This window comes from Deinococcus planocerae, assembly GCF_002869765.1.
Taxonomy (GTDB): Bacteria; Deinococcota; Deinococci; order Deinococcales; family Deinococcaceae; genus Deinococcus; species Deinococcus planocerae.
In genome coordinates this window covers 1-22,386 of sequence record NZ_PNOR01000049.1, presented here as the reverse complement: position 1 = coordinate 22,386, position 22,386 = coordinate 1, and the positions used below count along the sequence as shown (strand labels likewise).

General features: G+C 68.4%; 24 protein-coding genes and 1 tRNA gene. 16 read left to right on the top strand and 9 right to left on the bottom strand.

Features of this window, described 5'->3' with window-relative positions; all coding sequences use genetic code 11:
• Together A7B18_RS21620 and A7B18_RS21615 are read left to right on the top strand one after the other, a co-directional pair.
• Window positions 1-184, top strand: a 184-nt coding sequence (locus A7B18_RS21620; RefSeq protein ID WP_180970250.1) for a hypothetical protein, incomplete at its 5' end; no start/stop codon positions are given.
• 39 nt (window positions 185-223) lie between these two features.
• Window positions 224-445: a hypothetical protein gene (locus tag A7B18_RS21615; RefSeq protein WP_146009597.1), complete on the top strand. Its 222-nt coding sequence runs from the start codon at window positions 224-226 to the stop codon at window positions 443-445.
• 51 nt (window positions 446-496) lie between these two features.
• On the opposite strand, the gene A7B18_RS19260 is transcribed toward A7B18_RS21615, so the two are convergent.
• Both A7B18_RS19260 and A7B18_RS19255 read right to left on the bottom strand, forming a co-directional pair.
• Window positions 497-913 carry an ExbD/TolR family protein gene (locus tag A7B18_RS19260; RefSeq protein ID WP_102128307.1) on the bottom strand — a complete coding sequence of 139 codons (417 nt, stop codon included), beginning with the start codon at window positions 911-913 and terminating at the stop codon, window positions 497-499.
• Window positions 910-1,602, bottom strand: a complete 693-nt coding sequence (locus tag A7B18_RS19255; RefSeq protein ID WP_102128306.1) for a MotA/TolQ/ExbB proton channel family protein — start codon at window positions 1,600-1,602, stop codon at window positions 910-912. The genes A7B18_RS19260 and A7B18_RS19255 overlap by 4 nt, the downstream gene beginning before the upstream one ends.
• Window positions 1,603-1,860: 258 nt before the next feature.
• On the opposite strand from A7B18_RS19255, the gene sufC reads away from it, so the two are divergent.
• From sufC to sufD, 5 genes are read left to right on the top strand one after another with little or no spacing between them, the layout of a single operon-like run.
• Window positions 1,861-2,631 carry a Fe-S cluster assembly ATPase SufC gene (sufC, locus tag A7B18_RS19250; protein ID WP_102128305.1) on the top strand — a complete coding sequence of 257 codons (771 nt, stop codon included), beginning with the start codon at window positions 1,861-1,863 and terminating at the stop codon, window positions 2,629-2,631.
• A gap of 5 nt (window positions 2,632-2,636) precedes the next feature.
• A complete protein-coding gene (locus tag A7B18_RS22745; protein ID WP_180970249.1) occupies window positions 2,637-2,990 on the top strand; it encodes a DUF4377 domain-containing protein in 354 nt (117 codons plus the stop codon).
• A gap of 13 nt (window positions 2,991-3,003) precedes the next feature.
• A complete protein-coding gene (gene sufB / locus A7B18_RS19240) occupies window positions 3,004-4,407 on the top strand; it encodes a Fe-S cluster assembly protein SufB (protein ID WP_102128304.1) in 1,404 nt (467 codons plus the stop codon).
• Between the two features lie 59 nt (window positions 4,408-4,466).
• Window positions 4,467-5,054: a hypothetical protein gene (locus A7B18_RS19235; protein WP_102128303.1), complete on the top strand. Its 588-nt coding sequence runs from the start codon at window positions 4,467-4,469 to the stop codon at window positions 5,052-5,054.
• On the top strand, window positions 5,051-6,409 hold the full coding sequence (gene sufD / locus A7B18_RS19230; protein WP_102128302.1) for a Fe-S cluster assembly protein SufD: 1,359 nt from the start codon (window positions 5,051-5,053) through the stop codon (window positions 6,407-6,409). Before A7B18_RS19235 ends, sufD begins: the two co-directional genes overlap by 4 nt.
• A 23-nt stretch (window positions 6,410-6,432) precedes the next feature.
• Here the strand turns inward: sufD and A7B18_RS19225 are convergent, their stop codons facing one another.
• Genes A7B18_RS19225 through A7B18_RS19215 form a run of 3 tightly spaced genes read right to left on the bottom strand, consistent with a single transcriptional unit; the run spans window position 6,433 to window position 7,896 of the window.
• Window positions 6,433-6,978 (bottom strand): hypothetical protein, encoded by a 546-nt coding sequence (locus tag A7B18_RS19225; RefSeq protein ID WP_102128301.1) that lies wholly within the window; start codon window positions 6,976-6,978, stop codon window positions 6,433-6,435.
• 6 nt (window positions 6,979-6,984) lie between these two features.
• The gene (locus A7B18_RS19220; RefSeq protein ID WP_102128300.1) at window positions 6,985-7,431 is read right to left on the bottom strand and encodes a hypothetical protein; all 447 of its coding nucleotides are present in this window, start codon (window positions 7,429-7,431) and stop codon (window positions 6,985-6,987) included.
• Between the two features lie 6 nt (window positions 7,432-7,437).
• Window positions 7,438-7,896 carry a cupin domain-containing protein gene (locus A7B18_RS19215; RefSeq protein WP_180970248.1) on the bottom strand — a complete coding sequence of 153 codons (459 nt, stop codon included), beginning with the start codon at window positions 7,894-7,896 and terminating at the stop codon, window positions 7,438-7,440.
• 190 nt (window positions 7,897-8,086) lie between these two features.
• Between A7B18_RS19215 and A7B18_RS19210 the strand changes: the two genes are divergently transcribed.
• Window positions 8,087-9,667: an efflux RND transporter periplasmic adaptor subunit gene (locus A7B18_RS19210; protein ID WP_245872976.1), complete on the top strand. Its 1,581-nt coding sequence runs from the start codon at window positions 8,087-8,089 to the stop codon at window positions 9,665-9,667.
• Window positions 9,664-13,050 (top strand): efflux RND transporter permease subunit, encoded by a 3,387-nt coding sequence (locus tag A7B18_RS19205; RefSeq protein ID WP_102128298.1) that lies wholly within the window; start codon window positions 9,664-9,666, stop codon window positions 13,048-13,050. Before A7B18_RS19210 ends, A7B18_RS19205 begins: the two co-directional genes overlap by 4 nt.
• 77 nt (window positions 13,051-13,127) lie before the next feature.
• Here the strand turns inward: A7B18_RS19205 and A7B18_RS19200 are convergent, their stop codons facing one another.
• Window positions 13,128-13,850, bottom strand: coding sequence for a 50S ribosomal protein L25/general stress protein Ctc (locus tag A7B18_RS19200; RefSeq protein WP_102128297.1), 723 nt, complete (start codon window positions 13,848-13,850; stop codon window positions 13,128-13,130).
• Window positions 13,851-13,989: 139 nt separating this feature from the next.
• Between A7B18_RS19200 and A7B18_RS19195 the strand changes: the two genes are divergently transcribed.
• From A7B18_RS19195 to accC, 4 genes are all read left to right on the top strand, one after another.
• The gene (locus tag A7B18_RS19195) at window positions 13,990-15,141 is read left to right on the top strand and encodes a hypothetical protein (protein ID WP_102128296.1); all 1,152 of its coding nucleotides are present in this window, start codon (window positions 13,990-13,992) and stop codon (window positions 15,139-15,141) included.
• A gap of 188 nt (window positions 15,142-15,329) precedes the next feature.
• Window positions 15,330-15,887 (top strand): elongation factor P, encoded by a 558-nt coding sequence (gene efp, locus A7B18_RS19190; RefSeq protein ID WP_102128295.1) that lies wholly within the window; start codon window positions 15,330-15,332, stop codon window positions 15,885-15,887.
• 181 nt (window positions 15,888-16,068) lie between these two features.
• Window positions 16,069-16,614, top strand: coding sequence for an acetyl-CoA carboxylase biotin carboxyl carrier protein (gene accB / locus A7B18_RS19185; protein ID WP_102128294.1), 546 nt, complete (start codon window positions 16,069-16,071; stop codon window positions 16,612-16,614).
• A 94-nt stretch (window positions 16,615-16,708) separates the two neighbouring features.
• Window positions 16,709-18,046 carry an acetyl-CoA carboxylase biotin carboxylase subunit gene (accC, locus tag A7B18_RS19180; RefSeq protein ID WP_102128293.1) on the top strand — a complete coding sequence of 446 codons (1,338 nt, stop codon included), beginning with the start codon at window positions 16,709-16,711 and terminating at the stop codon, window positions 18,044-18,046.
• A gap of 69 nt (window positions 18,047-18,115) precedes the next feature.
• On the opposite strand, the gene A7B18_RS19175 is transcribed toward accC, so the two are convergent.
• A complete protein-coding gene (locus A7B18_RS19175) occupies window positions 18,116-18,331 on the bottom strand; it encodes a hypothetical protein (protein WP_102128292.1) in 216 nt (71 codons plus the stop codon).
• A 163-nt stretch (window positions 18,332-18,494) separates the two neighbouring features.
• On the opposite strand from A7B18_RS19175, the gene A7B18_RS19170 reads away from it, so the two are divergent.
• Window positions 18,495-19,151, top strand: coding sequence for a class I SAM-dependent methyltransferase (locus tag A7B18_RS19170; RefSeq protein WP_245872975.1), 657 nt, complete (start codon window positions 18,495-18,497; stop codon window positions 19,149-19,151).
• 31 nt (window positions 19,152-19,182) lie between these two features.
• Here A7B18_RS19170 and A7B18_RS19165 read toward each other — a convergent pair whose 3' ends face one another.
• A complete protein-coding gene (locus A7B18_RS19165; protein ID WP_102128291.1) occupies window positions 19,183-19,491 on the bottom strand; it encodes a hypothetical protein in 309 nt (102 codons plus the stop codon).
• Between the two features lie 95 nt (window positions 19,492-19,586).
• On the opposite strand from A7B18_RS19165, the gene A7B18_RS19160 reads away from it, so the two are divergent.
• A complete protein-coding gene (locus tag A7B18_RS19160) occupies window positions 19,587-20,366 on the top strand; it encodes an exodeoxyribonuclease III (protein ID WP_245872974.1) in 780 nt (259 codons plus the stop codon).
• A gap of 109 nt (window positions 20,367-20,475) precedes the next feature.
• The gene (gene dnaG, locus A7B18_RS19155; RefSeq protein ID WP_102128289.1) at window positions 20,476-22,239 is read left to right on the top strand and encodes a DNA primase; all 1,764 of its coding nucleotides are present in this window, start codon (window positions 20,476-20,478) and stop codon (window positions 22,237-22,239) included.
• 58 nt (window positions 22,240-22,297) lie between these two features.
• Here dnaG and A7B18_RS19150 read toward each other — a convergent pair.
• Window positions 22,298-22,373 (bottom strand) — tRNA-Gly (locus A7B18_RS19150).
• Window positions 22,374-22,386 lie beyond the last annotated feature (13 nt).

Sequence of the window (22,386 nt, the reverse complement as noted above, 5' to 3'; positions counted from 1 at the left end):
GCGCGGCCCCAACCCCGCCCTGCAAAACCACTGGATGATGGCCGTCCACCCGGTCCTGCTGTACCTGGGTTTCGTGGGCCTGGCCGTGCCCTTCGCGTACGCGGTCGCGGCGCTCGTCACCGGGCGGATCGGGGGGGTGGGCGTCGGCGTCCGCGGCGGCGGCGGAGTCTGCGGGCGGGCCTGAGGGGTCGGTGGGCGCGGCGGCTGCGGGCGCGGGGGCGGCGTGGCCTGCTCGCGCCTAGGCGGCGTGATGGGCGCGGCGGGAACGGCAGTCCGGGCGGGCCTGCTCTCCGGCGGGGGTGCCAGGGTCACGACCTCCAGCGGCGTGCGGGTGGGGTCGGACGTGCGGGGAGCGTCCGAACCGCGCAGGTCGGGCCCCGCGACGAGCAACCCGAGCAGCAGCCCCGCGTGGACGAGGACCGTGACGCCCACGGCACGCGCCTGATCCCCGCGCTCCGGGTTGCGCCCTGGGCCGCGCAGCGTCGTCACGCCCGCCTCACTGGCCGCTCCCAGCCGGGGCGCGGGTGCCCAGGGCCAGCCGCTCGCCGCCCGCCTTTTTCACCACGTCCATGACCTGCACGACCGTCCCGTAGTTGCCCCGCTCGTCGCCGCGCAGGCCCACCACGCCCCCCGACGCGGCGAGCAACGGTTTGAGCTGGCCGCCGAGCCTCGTCAGCGTCGTCTCCTGACCGTTGAGGAAGACCTTGCCGGCCCGGTCCACGCTCACGATGGGCAGGGCGGGCGTCTCCTGCACGGTGGTACTCGCGCGCGGCAGGTCGAGGGGCAGGGCGTTTTGCCGCGCCCCCAGGCTGCTCGTCAGGAAGAAGAAGATCAGGAGCAACAACACGATGTCCACCATCGGGGCGAAGTCGAACGTCACGCCCTCCCCGCTCTCACGCAGCCGCCGCCTCACCGCGTCACCGGGGCCGTGCCGTCGAAGCTCAGGGCCACCTCGGGCACCGGGCGGGCCGTGACGAGGGTGGGCGCAGTCCGCGGAGCGAGCCAGGAGGGCAGCTCCTCCCGCACCCGCTCGGCCTGCACCGCGATCCGGTCCGCGCGGGCGCGCAGGGCGTTGCGGGCCACGTAGGCGATGATCGCCACGATCAGTCCCGCCGCCGTATTCACGAGCGCCTCGCTGATGCCGGTCGCGAGCTGCGTCGGCGTGGGCGAGCTCGTCGCGCTGAAGACCAGGAACGAGCGCACCATGCCGATCACCGTGCCCAGCAGCCCCAACAGCGGCGCGATCTGGGCGGCGGTGCCCAGCGCACTCAACCCCGCGTACAGCCGCGCGTCCTCGGCGAGGAGGGCGGCGTTCATCGCGGCCTGGGGAGCCCCCGCGCCCCGGTCGGCGCGGCTCAGCCCGGCGCGCAGCACGTTCGCGGCGGGGCTGGGGTCGGCGGCCCGGTCCACCTCGGCCAGCGCGGCGGCGGGCCCGCTCTCGGCAGTGACGGCCCGCGCCCGCTCGATCAGGGCGGCAGGGTCGCGCCCCAGCCGAATGAGCACCTGCGCCCGCACGGCGGCGGTGTAGACGACGTACACGGACAGGGCGAGGATCACCCACAGGATCGGCCCGGCGGCGCGAATCAGGTCAAGGACATTCATGCTCCTCACCGTTAGCACGCGGCGCGGTGGCAAGCGTGAAAGAAGCTGACGCGCGCCTCATCGCAGCCGTCCACCCGGCGCGGACTCTCCCTGCCCCCCGTCCGAACTCGACCCGTTTTTTCCGTTCCAGACGCGAAGGAGCGGCACCCTAGGCCCCTTTAATCCTCACCAAACCACTCGACTTTGGCCCGCCTCCCGGGTACAATAACCGGGTAAGTAGGAATCGTTCTCAAGAAGCAGCGAGCCTAAGGAGTTCCCATGACCGACCAGCCCCACCAGATCGAGATTCGCAACCTGCACGCCTCCGTGGGCGACCAGCCCATCCTCAAAGGGGTCAACCTCGTCGTCCCGCGCGGCGAGCTGCACGCCGTCATGGGGCCGAACGGCAACGGCAAGAGTACCCTCGCCAAGGTGATCGTCGGCGACCCCGAGTACACCGTCACGGGGGGCGAGGTCCTCGTGGACGGCCAGAACATCCTGGAGATGGAGCCCGACGAGCGCGCCCGCCTCGGCGTCTTCCTGGCCTTTCAGTACCCGGTCGAGATTCCCGGCGTCACCATCGCCAACTTCCTGCGCCTCGCCATGCAGGCCCGCAAGGCAGAAGGCGAGGAGGTCAGCTTCACCGAGTTCTACGGCAAGCTCCAGAGTGCGCTGAAGGTGCTGGAGTGGGACGAGAGCATCGTCGAGCGGTATCTGAACGAGGGCTTTTCCGGCGGCGAGAAGAAGCGCAACGAGATTCTCCAGATGCTGATGCTGGAGCCGAGCTACATCATCATGGACGAGACCGACTCCGGCCTCGACGTGGACGCCCTGCGGATCGTGGCGCGCGGCGTGAACTCGCTGCGCGGCCCCAACCTCGGCGGCCTGATCATCACCCACTACCAGCGTCTGCTGAACTACATCGTGCCCGACAAGGTTCACATCATCGTGGACGGGCGCGTGGTGCAGACGGGCGGCCCGGAACTCGCGCAGCGCCTCGACACCGAAGGCTACGACTGGGTGAAGGGGCTGGCGGTGGCGGGGGCGTAAGGCTCGTGAGGGTCTCTCTGCTCGCAGGTGCTGTCACTCTGGCAGCGATTCTTTCTGCCTGTGATTTCAACGTGGTCCCCTATCCCGTTGAGGAAGTGAGGTATCAGGTCGCTCCCAACCGTGTGTCCTGCCCGCCTCTATCCCGCGACGATCAGCCTTGTTTGCTGGTGAAGCGTGCCGACGAGACACAGTGGCGTGAGGTGAATCCATCCACCTTTCCCAACTTCGCCCACGAGACGGGATATAGGTACGTCCTTCTGGTTAGAGAACAGTTTCGCCCGCCTGCCATGACTTACGAAGTCGTCCGCATCCTCGAAAAGACGCCCGACGCCTCCCTCGCCATCCCTGGTCAACCCTAGAGGAGCAATCCAAATGACCAACCCCGAAGTTGCCAACATCAACGCCCAGTACGAGTACGGCTGGTCCAACCCCGAGAAGTACGCCATCAAGGCGCCCAAGGGCCTGAGCCGTGAAGTCGTCGAGATGATCTCCAAGGCCAAGGACGAGCCCCAGTGGATGCTCGACTTCCGCCTCAAGGCGCTCGACATCTTCCTCTCGAAGCCCATGCCCCAGTGGGGCGCGGATCTCTCGGGGCTCGACCTCGACGAGATCTACTACTACATCAAGCCGGAGGGATTCAACGCGCGGAGCTGGGACGACGTGCCCGACGACGTGAAGAAGACCTTCGAGCGCCTGGGCATCCCCGAGGCCGAGCGCGCGGCGCTGGCGGGCGTCGGCGCCCAGTACGAGAGCGAGATGGTGTACCACAACCTCAAGGAGGAGTGGGAGAAGCTCGGCGTCGTCTTCCTGAGCATTGAGGACGGGCTGCGGCAGTACCCCGACCTCTTCCGCGAGCACTTCGCCACCATCGTGCCGCCCGAGGACAACAAGTTCGCGGCGATCAACTCCGCCGTGTGGTCGGGTGGGTCCTTCGTGTACATCCCGAAGGGCGTGAAGGTGGACATTCCCCTCCAGACATACTTCCGCATCAACGCGGAGAGCAGCGGCCAGTTCGAGCGCACGCTGATCATCGTGGACGAGGGCGCGCAGGCCCACTACATCGAGGGCTGCACCGCCCCCGCCTACAACTCCGACTCCTTCCACTCGGGCGTGATCGAGATCGTGGTGAAGGAGGGCGCGCGCTTCCGCTACTCCACCATCCAGAACTGGTCTCACAACGTCTACAACCTCGTGACCCAGCGGGCCGCCGTGTACGGCAACGGCGTGATGGAGTGGGTGGACGGCAACCTGGGCTCCAAGGTCACGATGAAGTACCCCGCCTGCTACCTCCTGGAAGAGGGCGCGCGCGGCGAGGTCCTGAGCATCGCCATGGCGGGCCGCGGCCAGCACCAGGACGCCGGTGCGAAGATCGTTCACTTCGCGGCGCACACCAGCGGCTCCATCGTCTCCAAGTCGATCTCCAAGGACTCGGGCCGCTCCTCCTACCGTGGCCTCGTCAAGATCTACGAGGGCGCGAAGGGCAGCAAGACGAACGTCGAGTGTGACGCCCTGCTGCTGGACGAGGAGGCCCGCACCGACACCTACCCTTACATCGAGATCGAGGAGAAGACAGCCAGCGTAGGCCACGAGGCGACCGTCTCCAAGATCAACGACGAGCAGATTCTCTACCTCCAGTCGCGCGGCCTGAGCGAGGACGAGGCGGCGGGCCTGATCGTGCGCGGCTTCATCGAGCCCATCGCCAAGGAACTCCCGCTGGAGTACGCGGTGGAACTCAACCGCCTGATCGAGCTGGAGATGGAAGGCTCGGTGGGCTGAGGCTGGCCCGAGGGCCGCACTCCTGAGTGGGTGCGGCTCTTTTCTCGTCGGGGGAAAGCATGACCATTCGTCAAGAACTCCAAGCCAAACTGGACACGGTGGACGCTGCTGCCCTGGACGCGGTGGCGGGCTTCATTGACGACCGAGCGCGCAAGATCGAGGCCGACGCCGAGTACGCCGAGGGTGAGGCCAAAGCGCGACACATGCTGGGTCTGGTGCGGGAGTTTGCGGCGGACTGGTCGGAGGAGGAAGCTTTCGACTTCGAGGTGGGCGTCAAGGGTATTCCCTTGCGGAGTGCCGACCCTGAGGCCAATGCTCGGGAAGCGCGACTCTTGTCCTCCATGCTGAACAACCTCAATATGGAGGACAAGATCAATGCCCTCCTCAACGTGGCTCAGGGACGCGACCCTTACGTCCTGACCGCTCTTCACATGGTCAAGATGTTGGCTTCCCCAATGACCTGGGCGCAGGAACGGGCCTTCGACATCGGCCTCGTGTCCCGCTTGTGGGACAAGCACGACCGATTGGAGAAGCACGAGTTGGCGGCCTTCACTCTGGCACTGATCGACAAAATCAAGACGGCTGACCAGGAACTCCATGAGCGCCTGAAACAGCGAAACGAAGAACTTTCCAAGGAGCAATCATGACCCAACCTTTCACCCAAGACCTCCTCACCCAGGTGGGCGGCCCCGAGTGGCTGACCTCCAAGCGGCGTGAATCACTCGAACTGTTCAACACTCTCGACGTGCCTACCGAACAGGTCGAGGCCTGGAAGTACACCCGTGTGGAAGTGGACTTTGACCAGCTTCGCCCCCACCCCAAGCGTGAGCGCGCGACCGACACGGCGCAGCTTCCGGCGAGCGTGCGGGAACGCCTGAGCCGCACCGACGTGGGCGCCTTCCTCGTGCTGGATGGCCCGGACGTGGTGTACGCGACCGAACTGCCTGCCGAGCTGACCCAGAAGGGCGTCATCTTCACCGACCTGAAGACTGCCGTGGAGCAGCACGCCGACAAGGTGCAACAGTACCTCTACTCCGTGGTGCCCGCCGAGGTGCCCGACGACACCACCATCGCCGCGCCCGGCACCACGCCGAGCAAGTCGCCCGATCCCTCCGAGGGCAAGTTCTCCGCGCTGGCGGCGGCCCTGTGGACGAACGGCGCCTTCGTGTACGTGCCGCGCGGGGTGGAGGTCGAGCTGCCGCTGGGGTCCTTCCGCGTCATGAGCGAGGCGGGCACCTACACGGCCACCCGCACCCTTGTCGTGGCGGAGGAGAACGCGCAGGTCACCTTCATCGACGAGCAGGACTCGGAGGAACTGCCCGGCACTTACGCCATCGGCGCGGTCGAACTCGTGGTGAAGCAAGGCGCCCGGGTCCGCTACGTCTCCATCCAGAACTGGGGCAAGGGTGTGACGCACATCCAGCGTCAGCGCGGCGACGTTCACCGGGACGCAACCCTGAACAGCCTCGTCGTCACGATGGGCGGCACGCTCAGCCGGACCGAGATGCAGTCCTACCTGCGCGGGCAGGGCTCCGACTCCGAGATGCTGGCGCTGTACTTCGCCAACGAGGACCAGCACTTCGACCACTACACCTTGCAGCACCACGCCGCGCCGCACGCGCACAGCGACCTGCTGTACAAGGGCGTGGGCGACGATAGAAGCGTCGGCGTGTTCAGCGGCATGATCAAGGTGGACCTGGGGGCGCAGAAGACGGACGCCTACCAGAAGCACCGGACGCTGATGCTCTCAAGCGAGGCGCGCAACTACTCGGTGCCGCAGCTTGAGATCAACGCCAACGACGTGCGCTGCTCGCACGGCTCGACCACCGGCCCCGTCGATGGGGAGCAGCTCTTCTACCTGCGCTCGCGCGGCATTCACCAGGAACTCGCCGAGAAGATGCTCGTCACCGCCTTCCTGGAGGACGTGCTGACGCGCGTGCCCCTGAAGAGCGTGGTGGAATACATCGAGGGCATCATCGCCCAGAAGGTGGGGGCGGCGTAGGGGAAGCGGTCAGCACTCAGCCGTCAGCGGTCAGCTTCCGGGGAGGGGCTGGCCGCTTGTAGTTGGACATGAGCACGCAGCACCTCGAACGGCACTCGTTCAAGGCCCATGGCCTCCAGCGATGAGAGGGAAACCGATTTTTGGCATCCAAAACGCTGAGCCAGTCGCTCTGTAGAGCAAACCAGAAAAAACCACTGGCTCAGTTCCAGCGGGTCAGCGGTTTCCCTCTCCTGCGCGGCGAATACGCAGAAGACGTACACATCGGCAGAGCGTGACGATTCCAGCGCGACAACATTTGCCTCAGCATCCCAGCCCCTTTTCATGCCTATGTCGAACCGGATAGGGCTCAGCCGTTTCTGCTGCCAGGATTGCAGGTAAGCGGCGGACTTGACCTCGATCCTCAGTCCTGAATCGGTCTTCAAGTCGTAGGCATCCCACTCGACACGTGGCCGGTGCGTGCAGCCCACCGCCCGGGCCACGATGTACTCCGCGAGAACGCCCCGCAGGGCGTTCGACAGAAAATCCGAGTAGGCCCACTGCCAGAACTCGCTTGCGCTGATCTCTTCCATGACGGCCTAGGATGCTCCGTCACCGAGCTTGAGCCACTTCCACCACGTCAGGTGCCCCTCTCGCTGCTCGACCTTGTACTCCGTGCCGCAGTGGGCGCAACGGCAGTGGTAGTCCATGTGCCAGTCGGGCGGGTCGGAGGACAGCACGGTCACGTCGCCCGCCTCCTGCTCCTTGAGGGGAGCGTAGGTGAGGAATTCGGGGTAGAGCCAGCAGCGGCAGAGGCCGTCGCGCTGGGCCCGCAGGGTGTAGATCGCCTGGCGTAAGCGTTCGTTGTTGGGAAAGAGGCCGCCTCCCAGGTCCTCTGTCGCCCGCTCGATCTCGGGCAGGTGTTCGGCGAGGGTTGTCAGAGCTGGCGGGTCTCGAAGGACGTTTACCGCGCAAGCCGCCGACCAGACGCGGTGCGTATCGCGGGAGAGCAGGTCCATCAGAAGGTCATTCACAGTCTCAGACATAACGCCTCAGTCCACCGGCTCTCCCTCCCACCCCGGCACCCGCGCAATCCGCGCCCGCGCCTCCTCCACATCCGTCTCTTCCGGGCGGCACAGGTCCCACTCCCGCCCCCCCGCATAGGCGCCGATCACCAGCAGGTCGGCGCTGCTACCGTCGTTCCTGTGTCCGGTTCCGGCGGGCAGCACCAGCACGTCTCCCTCCCCCACCTGCACCTGCGGGCCGCCCTCGCCGCCGAGGGTCACTCGGGCCTGTCCCCGCGCGATGACCAGCACCTCATGGGCGGTGGAGTGGTAGTGGTGGAAGGGGTAGATGCCGTCTCGCCAGGCGTTCGTCCAGCCGCGGTCGGCGAGGTGGTGCTCGATCTGCGCGGGCGTGCGGCCTTTCAAGGCGGCGCGGTAGAGCCGGGCGGGCAGGGCGCTGTTGGGCACGGGGCCACCGAGGGGGAGGGCGAGGAGTTCAGGCTCCATGCCCTAGGGTAGCGGCAGTCGGCAGACGGCAACCTCCCACCATGAAAAGTTCTCGAAAAGAGGGCGGGCCGTTTCGTCTGGCCTGGCCGTCTTCTGCTGTGGCCGAGGTGACCGAGAAGCGTAACTTCCCTTCGACATTCCTTCGTCAAAGGATGGTTCCATACCCTACATGGATCAGGCATCGAGGCCAGTGAAAGACGCAGAGGGTCTGCCTGCCTCCTCGCCGGGCCGTCCGCCCACTCCCACCGACCAGAAACGCCGCTCCTTCCCCTGGGGGTGGCTGCTCGTGCCGCTCCTGCTCGGCGGGGTCGGGTACGTTGGTTACCGGCTGGGGCAGGACGACGCGAGCAGCGCGGCGAGCGCGGGTGGAGGCTTCGCCCAGGGCAGCGGTGGCGGCGGGGCATCCCGGCAGGGGCAGGGAGCCTCCGGACAGGGAGCCGGAGCCCTGGGCACCGGAACAAGCGGACAGGCAGGCGTCGGGCGGGCCGCCGGAGGCCAGGGCAGTGCCGCCGCTGGAACCCCCGGCGCGGCCACCGGCACCAGCAGCAGCCGGGGCGCGGGTCAGGGACGGGCGGCAGGCAGCACAGGCGGTGGAACCGGCGTCGTCACCCCCGTCCAGGCCACGACCGTCCAAGCGGGCACCCTCCGCACCGAACGGCGGCTAACGGGCACGGTCGCCTCGTCGCAGGCGGTCACGGTGTCGGCGCGCACGTCGGGCACGGTAACGAGCATCGCCGTGGACGTGGGCGGGCAGGTGAACGCCGGGCAGACGGTCATCTCGCTGAGCAACAGCGACCTCAACACCAGCGTGGAGAGCGCGCGCAACGCCCTGGAGACGGCCCAGGTCCAGCTTCGCACCCAGACGAACACGGTGCAGAGCCAGCGCGCCCAGCTCCAGCAGCAGGTGAACGCGGCACAAACCACCCTGAGCAACGCCCAGCAGAACCTCGACGCCCTCCAGCGCCTCGCGGCCATCGGGGCGGCGTCGCGGGTGGAGGTCAACAACCAGGTCGCGCAGGTGGAGGCCGCCCGCACCACCCTCACCACCGCGCAGGCCAACCTCGCCGAGAACACCCGCGCCCAGACGGAGGGGCTGGCGGAGGCCCGGCTCGCCGTGCAGCGTGCCCAGATCACCCTCAACCAGGCCCAGCAGGCGGCGGCGGCGGTGCGCGTCACGGCGCCCTTCACGGGGCAGGTCACCGCCCTGAACGTCAGCGAGGGGCAGTATCTCCCGGCGAACAGCGAGGCGTTCAGCCTGGTCAGCAGCCAGCGGCAGGTGGCGGTCAACGTGCCCGCCACGGAGGCTTCCTCGCTGCCCGTCGGCGCGGCGCTCACCTTCGTGGTCGGGGGGCAGAAGTACCCGCTCAAGGTGTCGCAGAACGCGGGCGCCCCCGTGAATGGCAGCGTGCCGCTCGTCGCGCGCTTGGTGGAGACCACCCCGCCCGCCCTCGGCACGGTGGGCTCGGTGGTCTACAACGCGAAGGTGGCGACGGGCGTCCTCGTGCCCAGCACCGCGCTTCAGGTGGACGGCGACCAGACCTACGTCTTCACGATTGAGGACGGGAAGGCGCAGCAGCAGGAGGTCACGGTCCTCGGACAGGCGGGCACCCAGTCCGCGGTGAGCGGGATCGAGGCGGGGGCCGAGGTCATCAGCCAGCCGCCGACCGGCCTGCTCGACGGCGCGAGCGTGACGACGGCGAGCGGCGGGGGGCAGCGGAACGGCCAGGGGAGACCCGGCGCGGGCGGCCCGCCCCCCGGAGGTGCGCCGTGATCCGGAACGTGGGCAAGAAGGTCTTCGACCGGGTGAACCCCATCGTGGGCTTCTCGATCGCGCGGTACGTCCTCGCCATCGGCATCTTCGTCGCGGTCGTGGTCTTCGGCGTCGTGGCGACGCGCTCTCTGGGCGTGGACCTGCTGCCGAGCGTGAACATCCCCGTCGTCAACGTCAGCACGTCCTACCCCGGCGCGAGCCCCACCTCGGTGGACGAGGAGGTCACGCAGGTCATCGAGAGCGCCGTCGCGCAGGTGCCCAACGTCACCTCGATCAGCTCGACGAGCAGCACGGGCAGCAGCCGCGTCACCCTCCAACTGGAGGACGGCACCGACCAGAACGCGACCGCCAACCAAGTTGCCTCGCTGGTGTCGGGGGCTACCCGGCAGCTTCCCGACGACGCGGGCAGCCCCAGCGTCCGGACCTTCAACCCGAACGCGCAGGCGATCCTCGAATTCGGCGTCTCGGGCGCCGCGGCGAGTCAGGCCGACGTGTACGACTATGTGGAAGATCAGCTCGTCCCCAGCCTCCAGCGGGTCGAGGGCGTGGCGGACGTGGAACTCAGCGGCGGGTCGCAGCGCGAGATCGAGGTGCTGCTCGACCCCAACAAGCTCGCCGCCTACGGCCTGAATCCGCAGAACGTGTCGTCGGCGATCAGCGGCAGCAACGTGCGCTCCTCCATCGGCACGGTGACGCGTGAGGGCAACACCCTGAACTACACGACGAACGCGCGGCTGACCAGCCTGGAGGACATCTCGAACGTCATCCTCGACGCCGAGCGGGGCGTGCGGGTCGGGGACGTGGCGGGCGTGCGCGACGCCACCACCACGACCGGGGTCACCCGCGTGAACGGCCTGCCCGTGGTGCTCGTCTCCATCCAGCAGACTTCGGGGAGCAACGCCGTCGCGGTCGTGGACGGGGTGAAGGACCTCGTCTCGGGGACCAACCTGCCCGCCGGGTACACGGTCACCTTCAGCAACGACACGACCGGCCCGATCCGGTCGAGCATCGAGTCCACCACCCACGAGCTGTGGGTGACGGGCCTCGTCGTCGCGGTCGTCACGCTGCTGTTCCTGGGGCGGCTGAACACCGCCTTCACGGTGATCCTCGCCATCCCGATCTCGCTCGCCGCCGCGCCCATCCTCTACAGCCTGCTGGGCTTCACCTTCAATCAGGTCTCGCTGCTCGCCCTGATCGTCGCCATCGGCATCGTGGTGGACGACTCCATCGTGGTGGCCGAGAACGTCGAGCGCTACCGGGTGATGGGCTTTGGCCGCGTCGAGTCGGTGCTGCGCGGGGCGTCGGAGGTCTTCAGCGCGGTCGCGGCGGCGTCCCTGTCGCTGCTCGCCGTGCTGATTCCCGTGAGCTTCCTGGGGGGCATCATCGGCGAGTACGTGCGGCAGTTCGCGCTGGGGCTCGCGGCGGCGGTGCTGCTCTCGTGGCTGGAAGCGCTGCTCTTCCTCACCGTCCGCATGGCGTACACGCCCGACGCCGAACCGCTGGGCTGGCGGGACGTGCCGCGCGCCTTTGCCCGGCTGCCGCAGGCCGTGCGCTGGGGCCTCGCCTCGGTGCGAACATGGTGGTTCTGGGTGCTCGCCGCCGGTCTCGCCGTCTTGATCTGGACGCGGGCGGAGAACCGGCTCCTGCTCCTCGGCCTCCTGCTGCTTCCCGTCGCGCTGATGGTCGTCCGTTACCTCTGGGGCATCCTGCTCGCCGTGCTGGAGGCGCTGACGACCACCCTGCACGGCGTCACCGACCGGGGGCTCTCGTTCGTGCGCGAAGGCTATGCGCGCAGCCTGGACGGTGCTCTGAGAAACAGCGTGGGCGTGCTGCTGATCGCCGCCGCCTTCCTCGTCGCCACGGTGCTGCTCGTCGTGCCGCGCATGAACTTCACGTTCACGCCCGCGACGGACTCGGGCACCCTTCGCGCGGGGCTGCGGCTCCCCAGCGGTCTGTCGCTGAACACGCGCAACGAACTCGTGAGCCGGATGGAAGGCTATTTCCTGTCGCGGCCCGAGGTGCAGACGGTGCAGGCGTCGGTGACCCCGAACGGCACCAACCTCAACATCACCCTCAAGCCGAAAGAGGAGCGCGAGGGCAGCGCGACGCTGACGGCGACCTACCAGCAGGCGCTGCGGGGCATGTTCAGCGACTACCCCGAGGTGCGGGCGAACATCTTCAGCGGAGGCGGCTTCCGTGGGCAGGGCAATGCTCAAAGTCTGACGCTGGTGGCGAGCAACTACGACCTCCTCAAGCGCCGGGCGGCGACCGCCGTGAACGTCATCGAGCAGAACGAGGGCGTGCTCAGCGCCAGCAGCAGCCTCGACAACACCACGCTGGAAAACCAGTTCGTGCCCAATCCCAACCTGCTCGCCCAGGCGGGCCTGACGGCGAGCACGGTCGCGCAGTCGCTCGCCACCTACGGCAGCGGCAGCAGCGGCGGCAACGTGGAGATCGGCGGGGTGACGTACCCGGTCACCGTGGGGCTCGATCCCCGGTACCTCCAGGACGACCAGTCGCTGCTCTCCTTGCCGATCTCCAGCCCCTCCCTCGGGAGCAGCGTGACGGTCGGCCAGCTCGGCGGCATCGTGCAGGCGAGCACCCCGACGAGCGTGCAGCGCACCAACCGCCTCTACAGCCTGGACCTCTCGGTCGAGCCCGATCCGGCGAGCGGGCTGACGGGCGCCCAGCTTCAGGACCAGCTCGTCACAGCGCTGACGCAGGCGGGCGTGATCGACAACCTCGTGTCGGTGGGGACGGCGGACCGGAACAGCGCTTTCGCGCTCGGCAACCGGATCGGCGCCCTGGGCCTTCAGGCCTTCGCCATCTCGATGCTGCTGGTGTACCTCGTGATGGGGGCGCAGTTCAACTCGTTCCGCTATCCGCTGTATCTGCTGCTGCCGGTGCCCTTCGCGGTCGCCGGGGCGTACTGGATGATCTTCCTCGTGGGCGGCACGCTCGACATCTTCGGGGTGCTGGGCTTCCTGCTCCTCATCGGCCTGTCGGCCAAGAACGCGATCATCTACCTGGAGTTCGTGGTCGAGCAGATGGGGGAGCGGCCCCTGCGCGAGGCGCTCATCGAGGCGAGTCGATTGCGCTTCCGCCCGATCATCATGACCACGCTGACGATCCTGGTGATCAGCCTTCCCCTCCTGCTGAACACGGGCGGCGCCAGCGAGTTCGGCAAGAGCCTGTCGATCATCATCGTGGGGGGCATCAGCGTCTCCGCTCTGATGACCTTTTACGTCGTGCCCGCCGCCTTCTACCTCTTCGAGCGGGGCCGCGCGGCGAAGGATCGGCCCGCCCCGCGCGAGGTGGAAGCGGAGGTTCCCGCACCCCGGCCCACCCTGCCGCAAGGGGCCAACCCGGCCCCGGGCGCGTAGAGGCTCAGATCAAGCGAAGGAGGCGCCCACCCCACGCGGGAGCGGACGCCTCCTTCGTCTGCCGGCCTCGGCGCGGTTTACTGCTCCTGGACGGTGCCGTCAGGCCCGGAGGCCTCGTCGGTCGCAGGCTCGCCCGTGGTCTCGGCGCGGGCTTCCTCGATGGTGGCGTCGCCCTCCAGCACGGCCTCGGCGGCCTCCTCGGAGAGCTCTCCGGCAGCGACCAGCCCGGCGACCTGGGCGGCCTGGGTCTCGGCGGCCAGCTCCTCCTCGCTGAGGCGGGGCGGCAGCACGCTGATCACCACGAGGTCCTCGGCGGCGGCGAGCTTGACGCCCTGCGGCAGGCGAATCTGCGCGGCGGTCAGGTGGTCGCCTATTTCGAGGCGGGTCACGTCCACCGTGATCTCCTGCGGAATGCGCCGGGGGCCGGGCGCGATCACCGCGAGGTTGTGGACGACGACATCGACCAGGCCGCCCATCGTCTCACCGCGGCTCTTGCCGGACGTGTGCACGGGCACGCTGACCTCGATGGGCTCGCCGTAGGTCACCATGAAAAAGTCGGCGTGGATGGGCTGGCGGCGGCGCTTGTCCATCTGCACCGTCTTCACGAGCGCGGGAAAGGTCTCGCCGCCCTCGATGGCGATGTCGAACAGGCCGGTGGTGCCCTGCTGGCGGAAAGCCCGGTCGAAGGCCTTGCGGTCGATGGCGAAGGAGACGTTGTGCTCCTTGTTGTAGGCGACGGCGGCGATCATGCCTTCGGCCAGCTTCTCCTGGCTCTTGCGGGGGACGGCTCTCAGTTCCATGTGGGGTTTCCTCCGAATGTCTTAGGCCACCTCGGTCACGCCGAAAGTCCGTGCGCTGCGCAGGGAAACGGGGCGGGGGCCAAGCAACCCTGGGAGTGTAGCAAATCCCGGCCAGCGCGGGAAAGGGTAGCCTGACGGCGTGCCTGGCCTCCACCCCCCGCCCTGGCTCAACGAGGTCAGGCGAGAGCTTCAGTCTGCCCCGCCCAACCTCTGGCCGGAGTTCGATCCTGCCCGTGTTCCCCTTCTGATCTTCGGCGGCAAGGTGACGCACCTGAGCGGGGCCGCGCCGCAGGAGCCGGGCTGGGAGGCGGGGGAAGGAGGCTGGGTGTGGCCGGGCCGCCACCCCGCCCTCACCGCCAACACGTCCGTCACCCTGCCTGGCGGCCCCGTCGCGGCGGGCGTTCTCGCGGAGGGCCTGACCGGGCTGGACCCGGGGCGCCTCGCGGCCCTGCTCGTCCACGAGGGGTTCCACGTCCATCAGCAGGCCTACCCCTCCCCAGCCTGTGAGGCGAACGAACTCGACGCCCTCACCTCCCCCCGCACGAACCCGGCGGTCGCCCACGCCCGGGCCGAGGAGGCGCGGGCCCTGTCGGCGGCCCTTGGGTCGTCGCACGGTTGGGAGGACGCGGCGCGGGAGGCGCTCGCGTGGCGGACGGAGCGGTTCCGGCAGCTCTGGCCCGAACACGTGCGGTTCGAGCGGCGGATGGAGACGCTGGAGGGGCTGGCGCACTTCGTGGAGACCCGCTTTCTGGAGGAGCTGCCCCGGCTCGGCGGCGGGGCTGACGCCGGGGCCGACGTGCGCGAGTGGGCCTACCGCAGCGGCGCGGCGCTCGCCCACCTGCTCTCGCGGGGGGAAGACGGGTGGCAGGCGGAGGTGACGGCGGGCAGCCCACTCGATGAACTGTTGCGGGCTCGGCTGGGCACGGCGCCCCTTCCCTCCCCTACCCCGGAGCTCGTGGAGGCGGCAAGGCTCGCTGCACGGGAGACCGAGGCGCGGTCGGTGGCGCGACTGGACGCCTTCCGAAGGCTGCCAGGACCACGCCTGTCCATCGAGACCCAGGTTGCCCTGCGGGTCGTGGGCTTCGACCCCCTCAACCTGCACGTTCTCCCCTGCGGTTCTCTGCTCCACACCCGTTACGTGCGCCTGGCGGGGCCGGGTGTGGAATTGGAGGTGCTGGTGGAAGTGCTGGGCGGGCAGGCACTCGCACGGGGTCCGGGACCGCTCACGGTGACGGCCCTGGAGGTCGCGGCAACCTCGTCCCCACGCTCGAAGCCGGGACGTGGCGGCTGATCAGCGACGCCCTGAGTGTTCAGGTGCCGCAAGAATACGTGACACGAGACGGCGACGTTGGGTGGCGCATCCGCTTCTAAAGGTTCCGGGTCCATCTGCTAGAATCCTGCCTGTTGCCGACGCGGCGCGGCCTCCTGATCTTTCCGGGGGAGACACGCGCCCCGGCTCAAGCAAGGAGACACAGCGACATGATCAGCGTGACTGAACTGCGCAACGGCACGAAGGTGGAGATGGACGGCGGGTTGTGGGAGTGCCTGGAGTACTCCCACCTCAAGATGGGGCGCGGCGGCGCCAAGGTGGTCACCAAGTTCCGCAACATGGAAAGCGGCTCCATCGTGGACCGCACCTTCAACTCCGGCGAGAAGCTCCAGGACATCTACGTGGACGGCAAGACCATGCAGTACCTCTACAAAGACGGCCAGGATTTCGTCTTCATGGACCTGGAGACCTACGACCAGGTGCATCTGCCCGGGCGCCTGATCGGCGACGCCGCCAAGTTCATGAAGGAGAACACCGAGGTCGAGGTCCAGATGTACGGCGACAAGCCCCTCAAGATCACGCTGCCCAACCAGGTGATCCTCAAGATCGTGCAGACCGACCCCGGCGTGCGCGGCGACACCGTCTCGGGCGGCACCAAGCCCGCCACCCTGGAGACGGGCGCCGTCGTGCAGGTGCCCCTCTTCGTCGAGCAGGAGACCAACGTCAAGGTCGACACCCGCACGGGCGAGTACCTCAGCCGCGCGTAAGAGAAGCTGGACGACGTGCCGCCCGCCGGTCAGCAGGGGCGGCACTCTCCTTTGCCCAGGCGGCGCGGGCCCTTAGACTCGGTGCAGCCTCACGACTGTTCAGCGGCGGGTGACCGCCCAGGGACGCGCCGCCCGCGTCATGATGGGGGGCGACTTTTCCAAGTTCACACCAGGAGGGACCATGAATCCAGACGACCTCAAGAAAATCCTCGACGCCCTGAGCGCCGCCGACGTGCGCGAGTTCAGCCTCCAGACCGGCAGCTACACGCTCGACCTCAAGCGCGGCCCCGTGGCGATGGGGGGCGGCACTTCCGCGACGAGCGGCGGCCTAGGCGGCGGCGCCCCGTCTGCCCCGGTCCCAGCCTCCCAGCCCGCTCCGGCGGCTACGAGCGCCCCGGCGATCCCACCGGCCTCGGCTCAGACGCCTGCCCCGGTTGCCGCGCCGACCCCCGAGCCCGCCGCCCCGGCCCCCAGCACCCCCGCCCGCAGCGCGGGAACGCCCGTCAAGGCCCCCATCGTGGGCACCTTCTACGCGGCGAGCAGCCCGGACGCGCCCGCCTTCGTGAAGGTCGGCGACACCGTGCAGGCCGGACAGGTGCTGTGCATCATCGAGGCGATGAAGCTGATGAACGAGATCGAGGCCGAACTCGGCGGCACCGTGCGCGAGATTCTGGTGAAAAACGCCGAGCCGGTGGAGTACGGGCAGACGCTGTTCGTCATCGAGTGAGCGGTCAGCCGTCAGCCGGCAGCGGTCAGCAGCGCAAGCTGAAGCACCCGCAGAAGGCTGAGGGCTGAGGGCTGAAAGCGGAGGTCCGAAAGCCATGTTTAAGAAAATTCTGATCGCCAACCGCGGCGAGATCGCCCTGCGCGTGATCCGCACCGCGCGCGAGATGGGCGTGAAGACGGTCGTGGTCCACTCCACCGCCGACGAGAAGAGCCTGCCGGTCCTCATCGCCGACGAGGCCGTGTGCGTGGGGCCGCCCGCGTCGAACGCCTCCTACCTCAACATCCCCAACATCCTCTCGGCGGCGATGATGACGGGCGCCGAGGCGATCCACCCCGGCTACGGCTTCATGGCCGAGAACCCCGACTTCGCCGAGATGTGCCGCGAGCACGGCATCGTCTTCATCGGGCCGACGCCGGAGTCGATGCGCGCGCTGGGCTCCAAGGCGGGCGGGCGCGAGATCGCGGCGCAGTCCAACGTGCCCGTCGTGCCTGGGACGGGCGTGCTCGACGACGTGGACGCGGCCCTGCTCGCCGCCAAGCAGATCGGCTACCCGGTGCTGCTCAAGGCGTCGGCGGGCGGCGGCGGGCGCGGGCAGAAGGTCGTGCGGACCCAGGAGGAGTTGAGAGGGGCCTTCGGGCAGGCGCAGGAGGAGGCGCGGCTGTACTTCGGGGACCCCGCGATCATCATGGAGAAGTTCCTGGAGGAATTCCGCCACGTCGAGGTGCAGGTCATGGGCGACGGGCAGGGCCACGTCATCCACATCGGCGAGCGCGACTGCTCGATCCAGCGCCGCAACCAGAAGCTGATCGAGGAGGCGCCCAGTACATTGCCGGAGTCGCTGCGGCAGGAGATTCTGGACGCGGGCGTGCGGCTGGCGCGGCACGTGAACTACGCCGGGGCGGGCACCCTCGAATTCATCGTGGACCGCGACGGCAATTACTACTTCATGGAGATGAACACCCGCATCCAGGTCGAGCACTGCGTCTCGGAGGAAATCTCGGGGCTCGACTTCGTGCGGCTGCAACTCCAGGTCGCGGCGGGCGAGGGGCTGCACCTGCGGCAGGAGGACGTGCGACTGCGCGGCCACGCCATCGAGTGCCGCATCAACGCCGAAGACCCCGACAAGGACTTCCGCCCGGCGGCGGGGAAGATCGAGGACATCCACTTCGCGGGCGGCCCCGGCGTGCGGGTCGATTCCCACGCCTACAGCGGCTACGTGATCCCGCCCCACTACGACTCCTTGATCGGCAAATTGATCGTGTGGCACGAGAACCGAGAGCAGGCGATCTTGCGAATGCGGCGCGCGCTCGAAGAGACGGTGATCCACGGACCCAAGACGACCGTGCCCCTCTATGTGAAGATCATGGACAACCCGTTCTACAAGCGGGGCGCGGTGATGACGAACTTCCTGAGGACGCGCCTGGAAGTGTAGGGAGAGGCAGACGGCCAAAGAGAAGGGACGCGGCGCCTGTGCCACGTCCCTTCCTCGCTGGATTGAGCTTCAGCCCGTGATGATGTTCTTGCCCGCGTTCTCGCGGTCCTCGATGATCTTGCCCAGGATGAAGAACGTGGGGGGCCAGAAGCCGACGAACAGGGCGTCACGCTCCTTCTCGCTCTCCTCCTTGGAGCTGCTCTTGGTGTTGCCGGAGACGAAGTTGGCCGCCGACGCGAGGATCGAGGCGAAGCCGAGGATGTACATGATGTTCGAGAGTTTCATGCGAGACCTCTTTCTGCGAGAACCGAAAAGATGGGAAACCGACGAGGCCGGACAGGGCGGTGGGGCTGGGGATGCCCTGCCCGAACTAACCCTGACTCTGATGCGGGTCCCCGGCCCGAAAAGTAACGCTCGCCGCCTTCTGAAGGCCGCTTAAATCGCCGGTATGACGAAGATGGAGGGAAGGTACACCCTGGGTAAAAGCGCGCGGCTTGTGGAGCGGGATGCGCTGCTCTCGCGGCTCGCCGGGGTGGAGTGGCCCTTCGACTCCCTGCTCGGCCTGCTGAATCTTCCGGCGGAGGCCGACGTTTTGGATGTGGGCATTGGAGACGGGCGGCTGCTCCAAGCGTTGCGGGCAAGGGGACACGCTGGCCGTCACGTCGGGGTGGACCCCGAGCCGGGCAGCCCGGAGGTGCGGGTGGGAGTGGCGCACGCGCTCCCCTTCTCGGACGGGGCGTTCGACGTGGTGACTTTCGTGCGGGTGCTGCGTCACCTGCCGGACGCCGGGGCGGCTTTGGCCGAAGCCCGCCGGGTGGTCAGACCGGGGGGGTGGGTGGTGCTCGCCTCCCACGGCGGGGATCACTTGCGCGAAACTCGGCAGGCTCTGGGACACCCGCCCGGTGGGACGGGGCCGGAGGCGGCGTTGCGGGAGGCGGTTGTCCGGGCCGGATGGGTCGCCCTGCGCCTCGACGCTCGGCTGCCCGTGACGCTGAGGGCGGAGGGTGCAATTTTGCCAACCCCGAGCCCACAGGACGACGCGCCGCAGACAGGTTGCCTCATCCACGACACGCTGCATCTCGCGCTCTACGCCGCGCGCTTCTGACGGGGCACGGCGGGAACGCGAGGAAGACCGTCTATCGGTCGAACTTCTCGTACCCGGCGGCGCTGCGGCGCTGGGCGCCCCGGGCGTAGTCGAGCTGCATCTCGACGGTCTCGTGCTTGCCTTCGGTGAAGGTGGAGTCGTGAATCCAGTAGTTCAGGCGGTGTTCGCCGAGCTGCACCCAGAGCTTGTGGGCGTCCTCGGCGTCGCGCCAGAAAACGACGTGTTCGTACGCGTTGCGCTGAGCCCAGGTCTGCACGTCGGCAAGGACGCGGGCGGCCTTCGGGTGGGTCATCTCGAACTCGCTGCCGTCCTGCTCGTTGCGGAATTTGATCTCGGGCATAACACCCCCAGCGTACCCGATGCCCGCCGCCCTGGGCACGCGAGTTTCTGAGAGGCGGCTTGCCCGTCCCCGCCCGGCCCGTTATGCTCCCGCCGATGTCTGCCTCCCCGCCCGTCCTGAAGGTCACCACCCTGAACGTCAACGGGCTGCGCAGCGCCCTCCGCAAGGGATTCAGGGACTGGGCCGCGCGCGAGCGGCCCGACGTGCTCCTGCTGCAAGAGGTCCGCGCCGACCCCATGCCGCAGGCCCTCGCCGACCTGGGCTACGGGGGCGCGTGGTTTCCCGCCCGCCGGGCCGGGTACAGCGGAGTGGCCCTGCTCAGCCTGCATCCCCTCGCCGACGTGCGGGTCGGCATGAACCACCCCGAGATGGACGACGAGGGCCGGGTGATCAGCGCCGTCGTGGCGGGCGTGCGCTTCGCCAGCGTCTACCTGCCGAGCGGCAGCAGCAGCCAGGGGCGTCAGGACTTCAAGGACCGCGTGCTCGCCGACTACCACGCGTGGGCGGCGGCGACCCTGGCGGAGGGCCTGCCCCTCGTCATCGGCGGCGACTACAACGTCGCGCACCGTGAGGTCGACCTCAAGAACTGGCGGTCGAATCAGGGAAACAGCGGCTTCCTGCCCCACGAGCGCGAGTGGATGACGGCCCACCTCGCCTCCGGCCTGACCGACACCCACCGCGCCCACCTCGGCGAGCGGGCCGAATACACGTGGTGGAGTAACCGCGCGAACGCCTTCCACAACGACGTGGGCTGGCGCATCGACTACCTCCTCGCCGCGGGCGTGACCGTCCGGGACCTGCGGGTGGACCGCACGGTGAGGCTCAGCGACCACGCGCCCCTCACGGGCACGGTTGAGTGGCCCCGGTTGACCTGAGCCGTTCCTGTCCGACCGTTCGGAAACTTTGCGGCGGGCGGGCGGACGGGTACACTGGAGGTCTTCCGTTGCCGTGTTCGGGAACGTGTGAGAGGGGGTGAGGCGCCACGTGGGAACCAAGGAGGATGTTCGGTCACGGCTGAACATCGCGGAGGTGGTCGGTGAGTACGTGCGCCTCTCCCCCGCCGGGAAGGGCCGCCTCAAGGGCCTGTGTCCCTTTCACAAGGAGAAGAGCCCCTCGTTTCAGGTCGACACCGAGCAGGGCTACTTCTATTGCTTCGGCTGCAAGGCGGGCGGTGACTTGTTCAGCTTCGTGCAGCGGGCCGAGAACCTGAGTTTCGGCGACGCCCTGCGCAAACTCGCGGAGAAGGCGGGGGTGCAGGTCGAGGCGAAGTACGGCGAGCGCGGAAACCGCGACCTGTACGAGGTGAATGCCTTCGCGCTGGGGTACTTCCGCGAGCACCTGGGTGGCCCCGCGCTCGACTACCTGCGCCGCCGCGGCCTGAGTGACGCGACCACCGAAGCCTTCGAATTGGGCTACGCGCCGGAGGGCTGGGACGGTCTGCTGGGGCGGGCCCGCAGCCGGGGCCTGTCCGAGCGGCAACTGCTGGAGGCGGGCCTGCTCACCGAGAACCCCGAGTCGGGGCGGGTGTACGACCGCTTCCGGGGCCGGGTGATGTTCCCGATCCGCGACCACCTGGGCCGCCTGGTGGGCTTCGGCGGGCGGGTGCTCGACGACAGCAAGCCCAAGTACCTCAACACGCCGGAGACCGAGGTCTTCAAGAAGGGCGAACTGCTCTACGGCCTCGACAAGGCCCGCGCGGGCCTGAGCGGGGGCGCCGAACTCGTCGTGGTGGAGGGGTACATGGACGTGATCGCCATGCACCAGCACGGCTTCACGGGGGCGGTGGCGAGTCTGGGCACGGCCCTGACCGCCGAACACGCCACGCTGCTCGAACGGCTGGGGGCCACCCGCCTCACCCTGATGTTCGACCGCGACGAGGCGGGGCTGCGGGCCACCCTCGCGGGGCTCGACCAGGTGCTCGGGGCCAAGTTCCGCGTCCGTGCCACGAGCGTGCCGAGCGGCAAGGACCCCGCCGACGCCCTGTTCGCCGGGGACGAGGAGGGCCTGAGAACGGCCCTCAGCAGCGGACTGGACGAGGTGCAGTACCGTGTGCAGGCGGCGGTCGAGGCTCACGGAACGGAGACGTCGGAGGGCAGGCGCCGGGTGCTGATGGCGCTGCTGCCCCGGATGCAGAATCTCGATCCCCTGGACGAGGGCGCCGAGCAGATGCGGACCATCGCCTGCCACCGCCTGGGCATCAAGCCCGAGGCGCTGCTGGAATGGATCGGGAGCAAGGCCAAGCGCCGCACCCTCACCGACACCCACCTCGCGGGCATGAGCGCGGTGCGCGCCGAGGAGGACCGCGAACTCGCGCTGCTGCGGCAACTTCTCGTGGACCCCAGCCTGCTCGCTAAGCTGGACGGCACGACCCCCTGGCGCAACGAGGCCGTGCGCCGGGTGATGCTCGCCGCGCAGGGCGCCCGCAGCCCCGACGACATCCTGGAGGTCTTTCGCGGTCAGCCCGAGGAGCAGCTCCTCATCCGCCTGATGTTCGAGGGACGTGACACGGGCGCCATCTCGCGCACCGCCAACGAACTCTACGAGCAGAAAGTCAACGCCTACGCCGCCGCCGCCGTCGACGACATCCAGATCGGCATCAGCATCGACTCCCTGCGGGCCGAGGTCGATCTCCTCAAGCGTCAGGTCGCCGGAGCCTCCCCAGGCGAGCAGATGGCCCTCCTGCGCCAGATCGGCGAATTGCAACGCGCCATCGAGGCCGAGAAACGCGGACGGCGCGCCCACGCCTGAGCCGCTTCTTGCACGCAGACGCAACAAAAAGCCCCACCGCGGGGGGTGGGGGGGACGGTGGAGCGGGAGACGAGATTCGAACTCGCGACATCTACCTTGGCAAGGTAGTGCTCTACCAGCTGAGCTACTCCCGCGTTGTGTTGTGCA

Excerpts from the sequence above, each read along its gene's own strand:
- A7B18_RS19255 (WP_102128306.1), bottom strand. The coding sequence starts at position 1,602 with ATGAATGTCCTTGACCTGATTCGCGCCGCCGGGCCGATCCTGTGGGTG.
- sufC (WP_102128305.1), top strand. The coding sequence starts at position 1,861 with ATGACCGACCAGCCCCACCAGATCGAGATTCGCAACCTGCACGCCTCC.
- sufB (WP_102128304.1), top strand. The coding sequence starts at position 3,004 with ATGACCAACCCCGAAGTTGCCAACATCAACGCCCAGTACGAGTACGGC.
- A7B18_RS19235 (WP_102128303.1), top strand. The coding sequence starts at position 4,467 with ATGACCATTCGTCAAGAACTCCAAGCCAAACTGGACACGGTGGACGCT.
- sufD (WP_102128302.1), top strand. The coding sequence starts at position 5,051 with ATGACCCAACCTTTCACCCAAGACCTCCTCACCCAGGTGGGCGGCCCC.
- A7B18_RS19225 (WP_102128301.1), bottom strand. The coding sequence starts at position 6,978 with ATGGAAGAGATCAGCGCAAGCGAGTTCTGGCAGTGGGCCTACTCGGAT.
- A7B18_RS19220 (WP_102128300.1), bottom strand. The coding sequence starts at position 7,431 with ATGTCTGAGACTGTGAATGACCTTCTGATGGACCTGCTCTCCCGCGAT.
- A7B18_RS19215 (WP_180970248.1), bottom strand. The coding sequence starts at position 7,896 with ATGGAGCCTGAACTCCTCGCCCTCCCCCTCGGTGGCCCCGTGCCCAAC.
- A7B18_RS19200 (WP_102128297.1), bottom strand. The coding sequence starts at position 13,850 with ATGGAACTGAGAGCCGTCCCCCGCAAGAGCCAGGAGAAGCTGGCCGAA.
- efp (WP_102128295.1), top strand. The coding sequence starts at position 15,330 with ATGATCAGCGTGACTGAACTGCGCAACGGCACGAAGGTGGAGATGGAC.
- accB (WP_102128294.1), top strand. The coding sequence starts at position 16,069 with ATGAATCCAGACGACCTCAAGAAAATCCTCGACGCCCTGAGCGCCGCC.
- accC (WP_102128293.1), top strand. The coding sequence starts at position 16,709 with ATGTTTAAGAAAATTCTGATCGCCAACCGCGGCGAGATCGCCCTGCGC.
- A7B18_RS19175 (WP_102128292.1), bottom strand. The coding sequence starts at position 18,331 with ATGAAACTCTCGAACATCATGTACATCCTCGGCTTCGCCTCGATCCTC.
- A7B18_RS19170 (WP_245872975.1), top strand. The coding sequence starts at position 18,495 with ATGACGAAGATGGAGGGAAGGTACACCCTGGGTAAAAGCGCGCGGCTT.
- A7B18_RS19165 (WP_102128291.1), bottom strand. The coding sequence starts at position 19,491 with ATGCCCGAGATCAAATTCCGCAACGAGCAGGACGGCAGCGAGTTCGAG.
- A7B18_RS19160 (WP_245872974.1), top strand. The coding sequence starts at position 19,587 with ATGTCTGCCTCCCCGCCCGTCCTGAAGGTCACCACCCTGAACGTCAAC.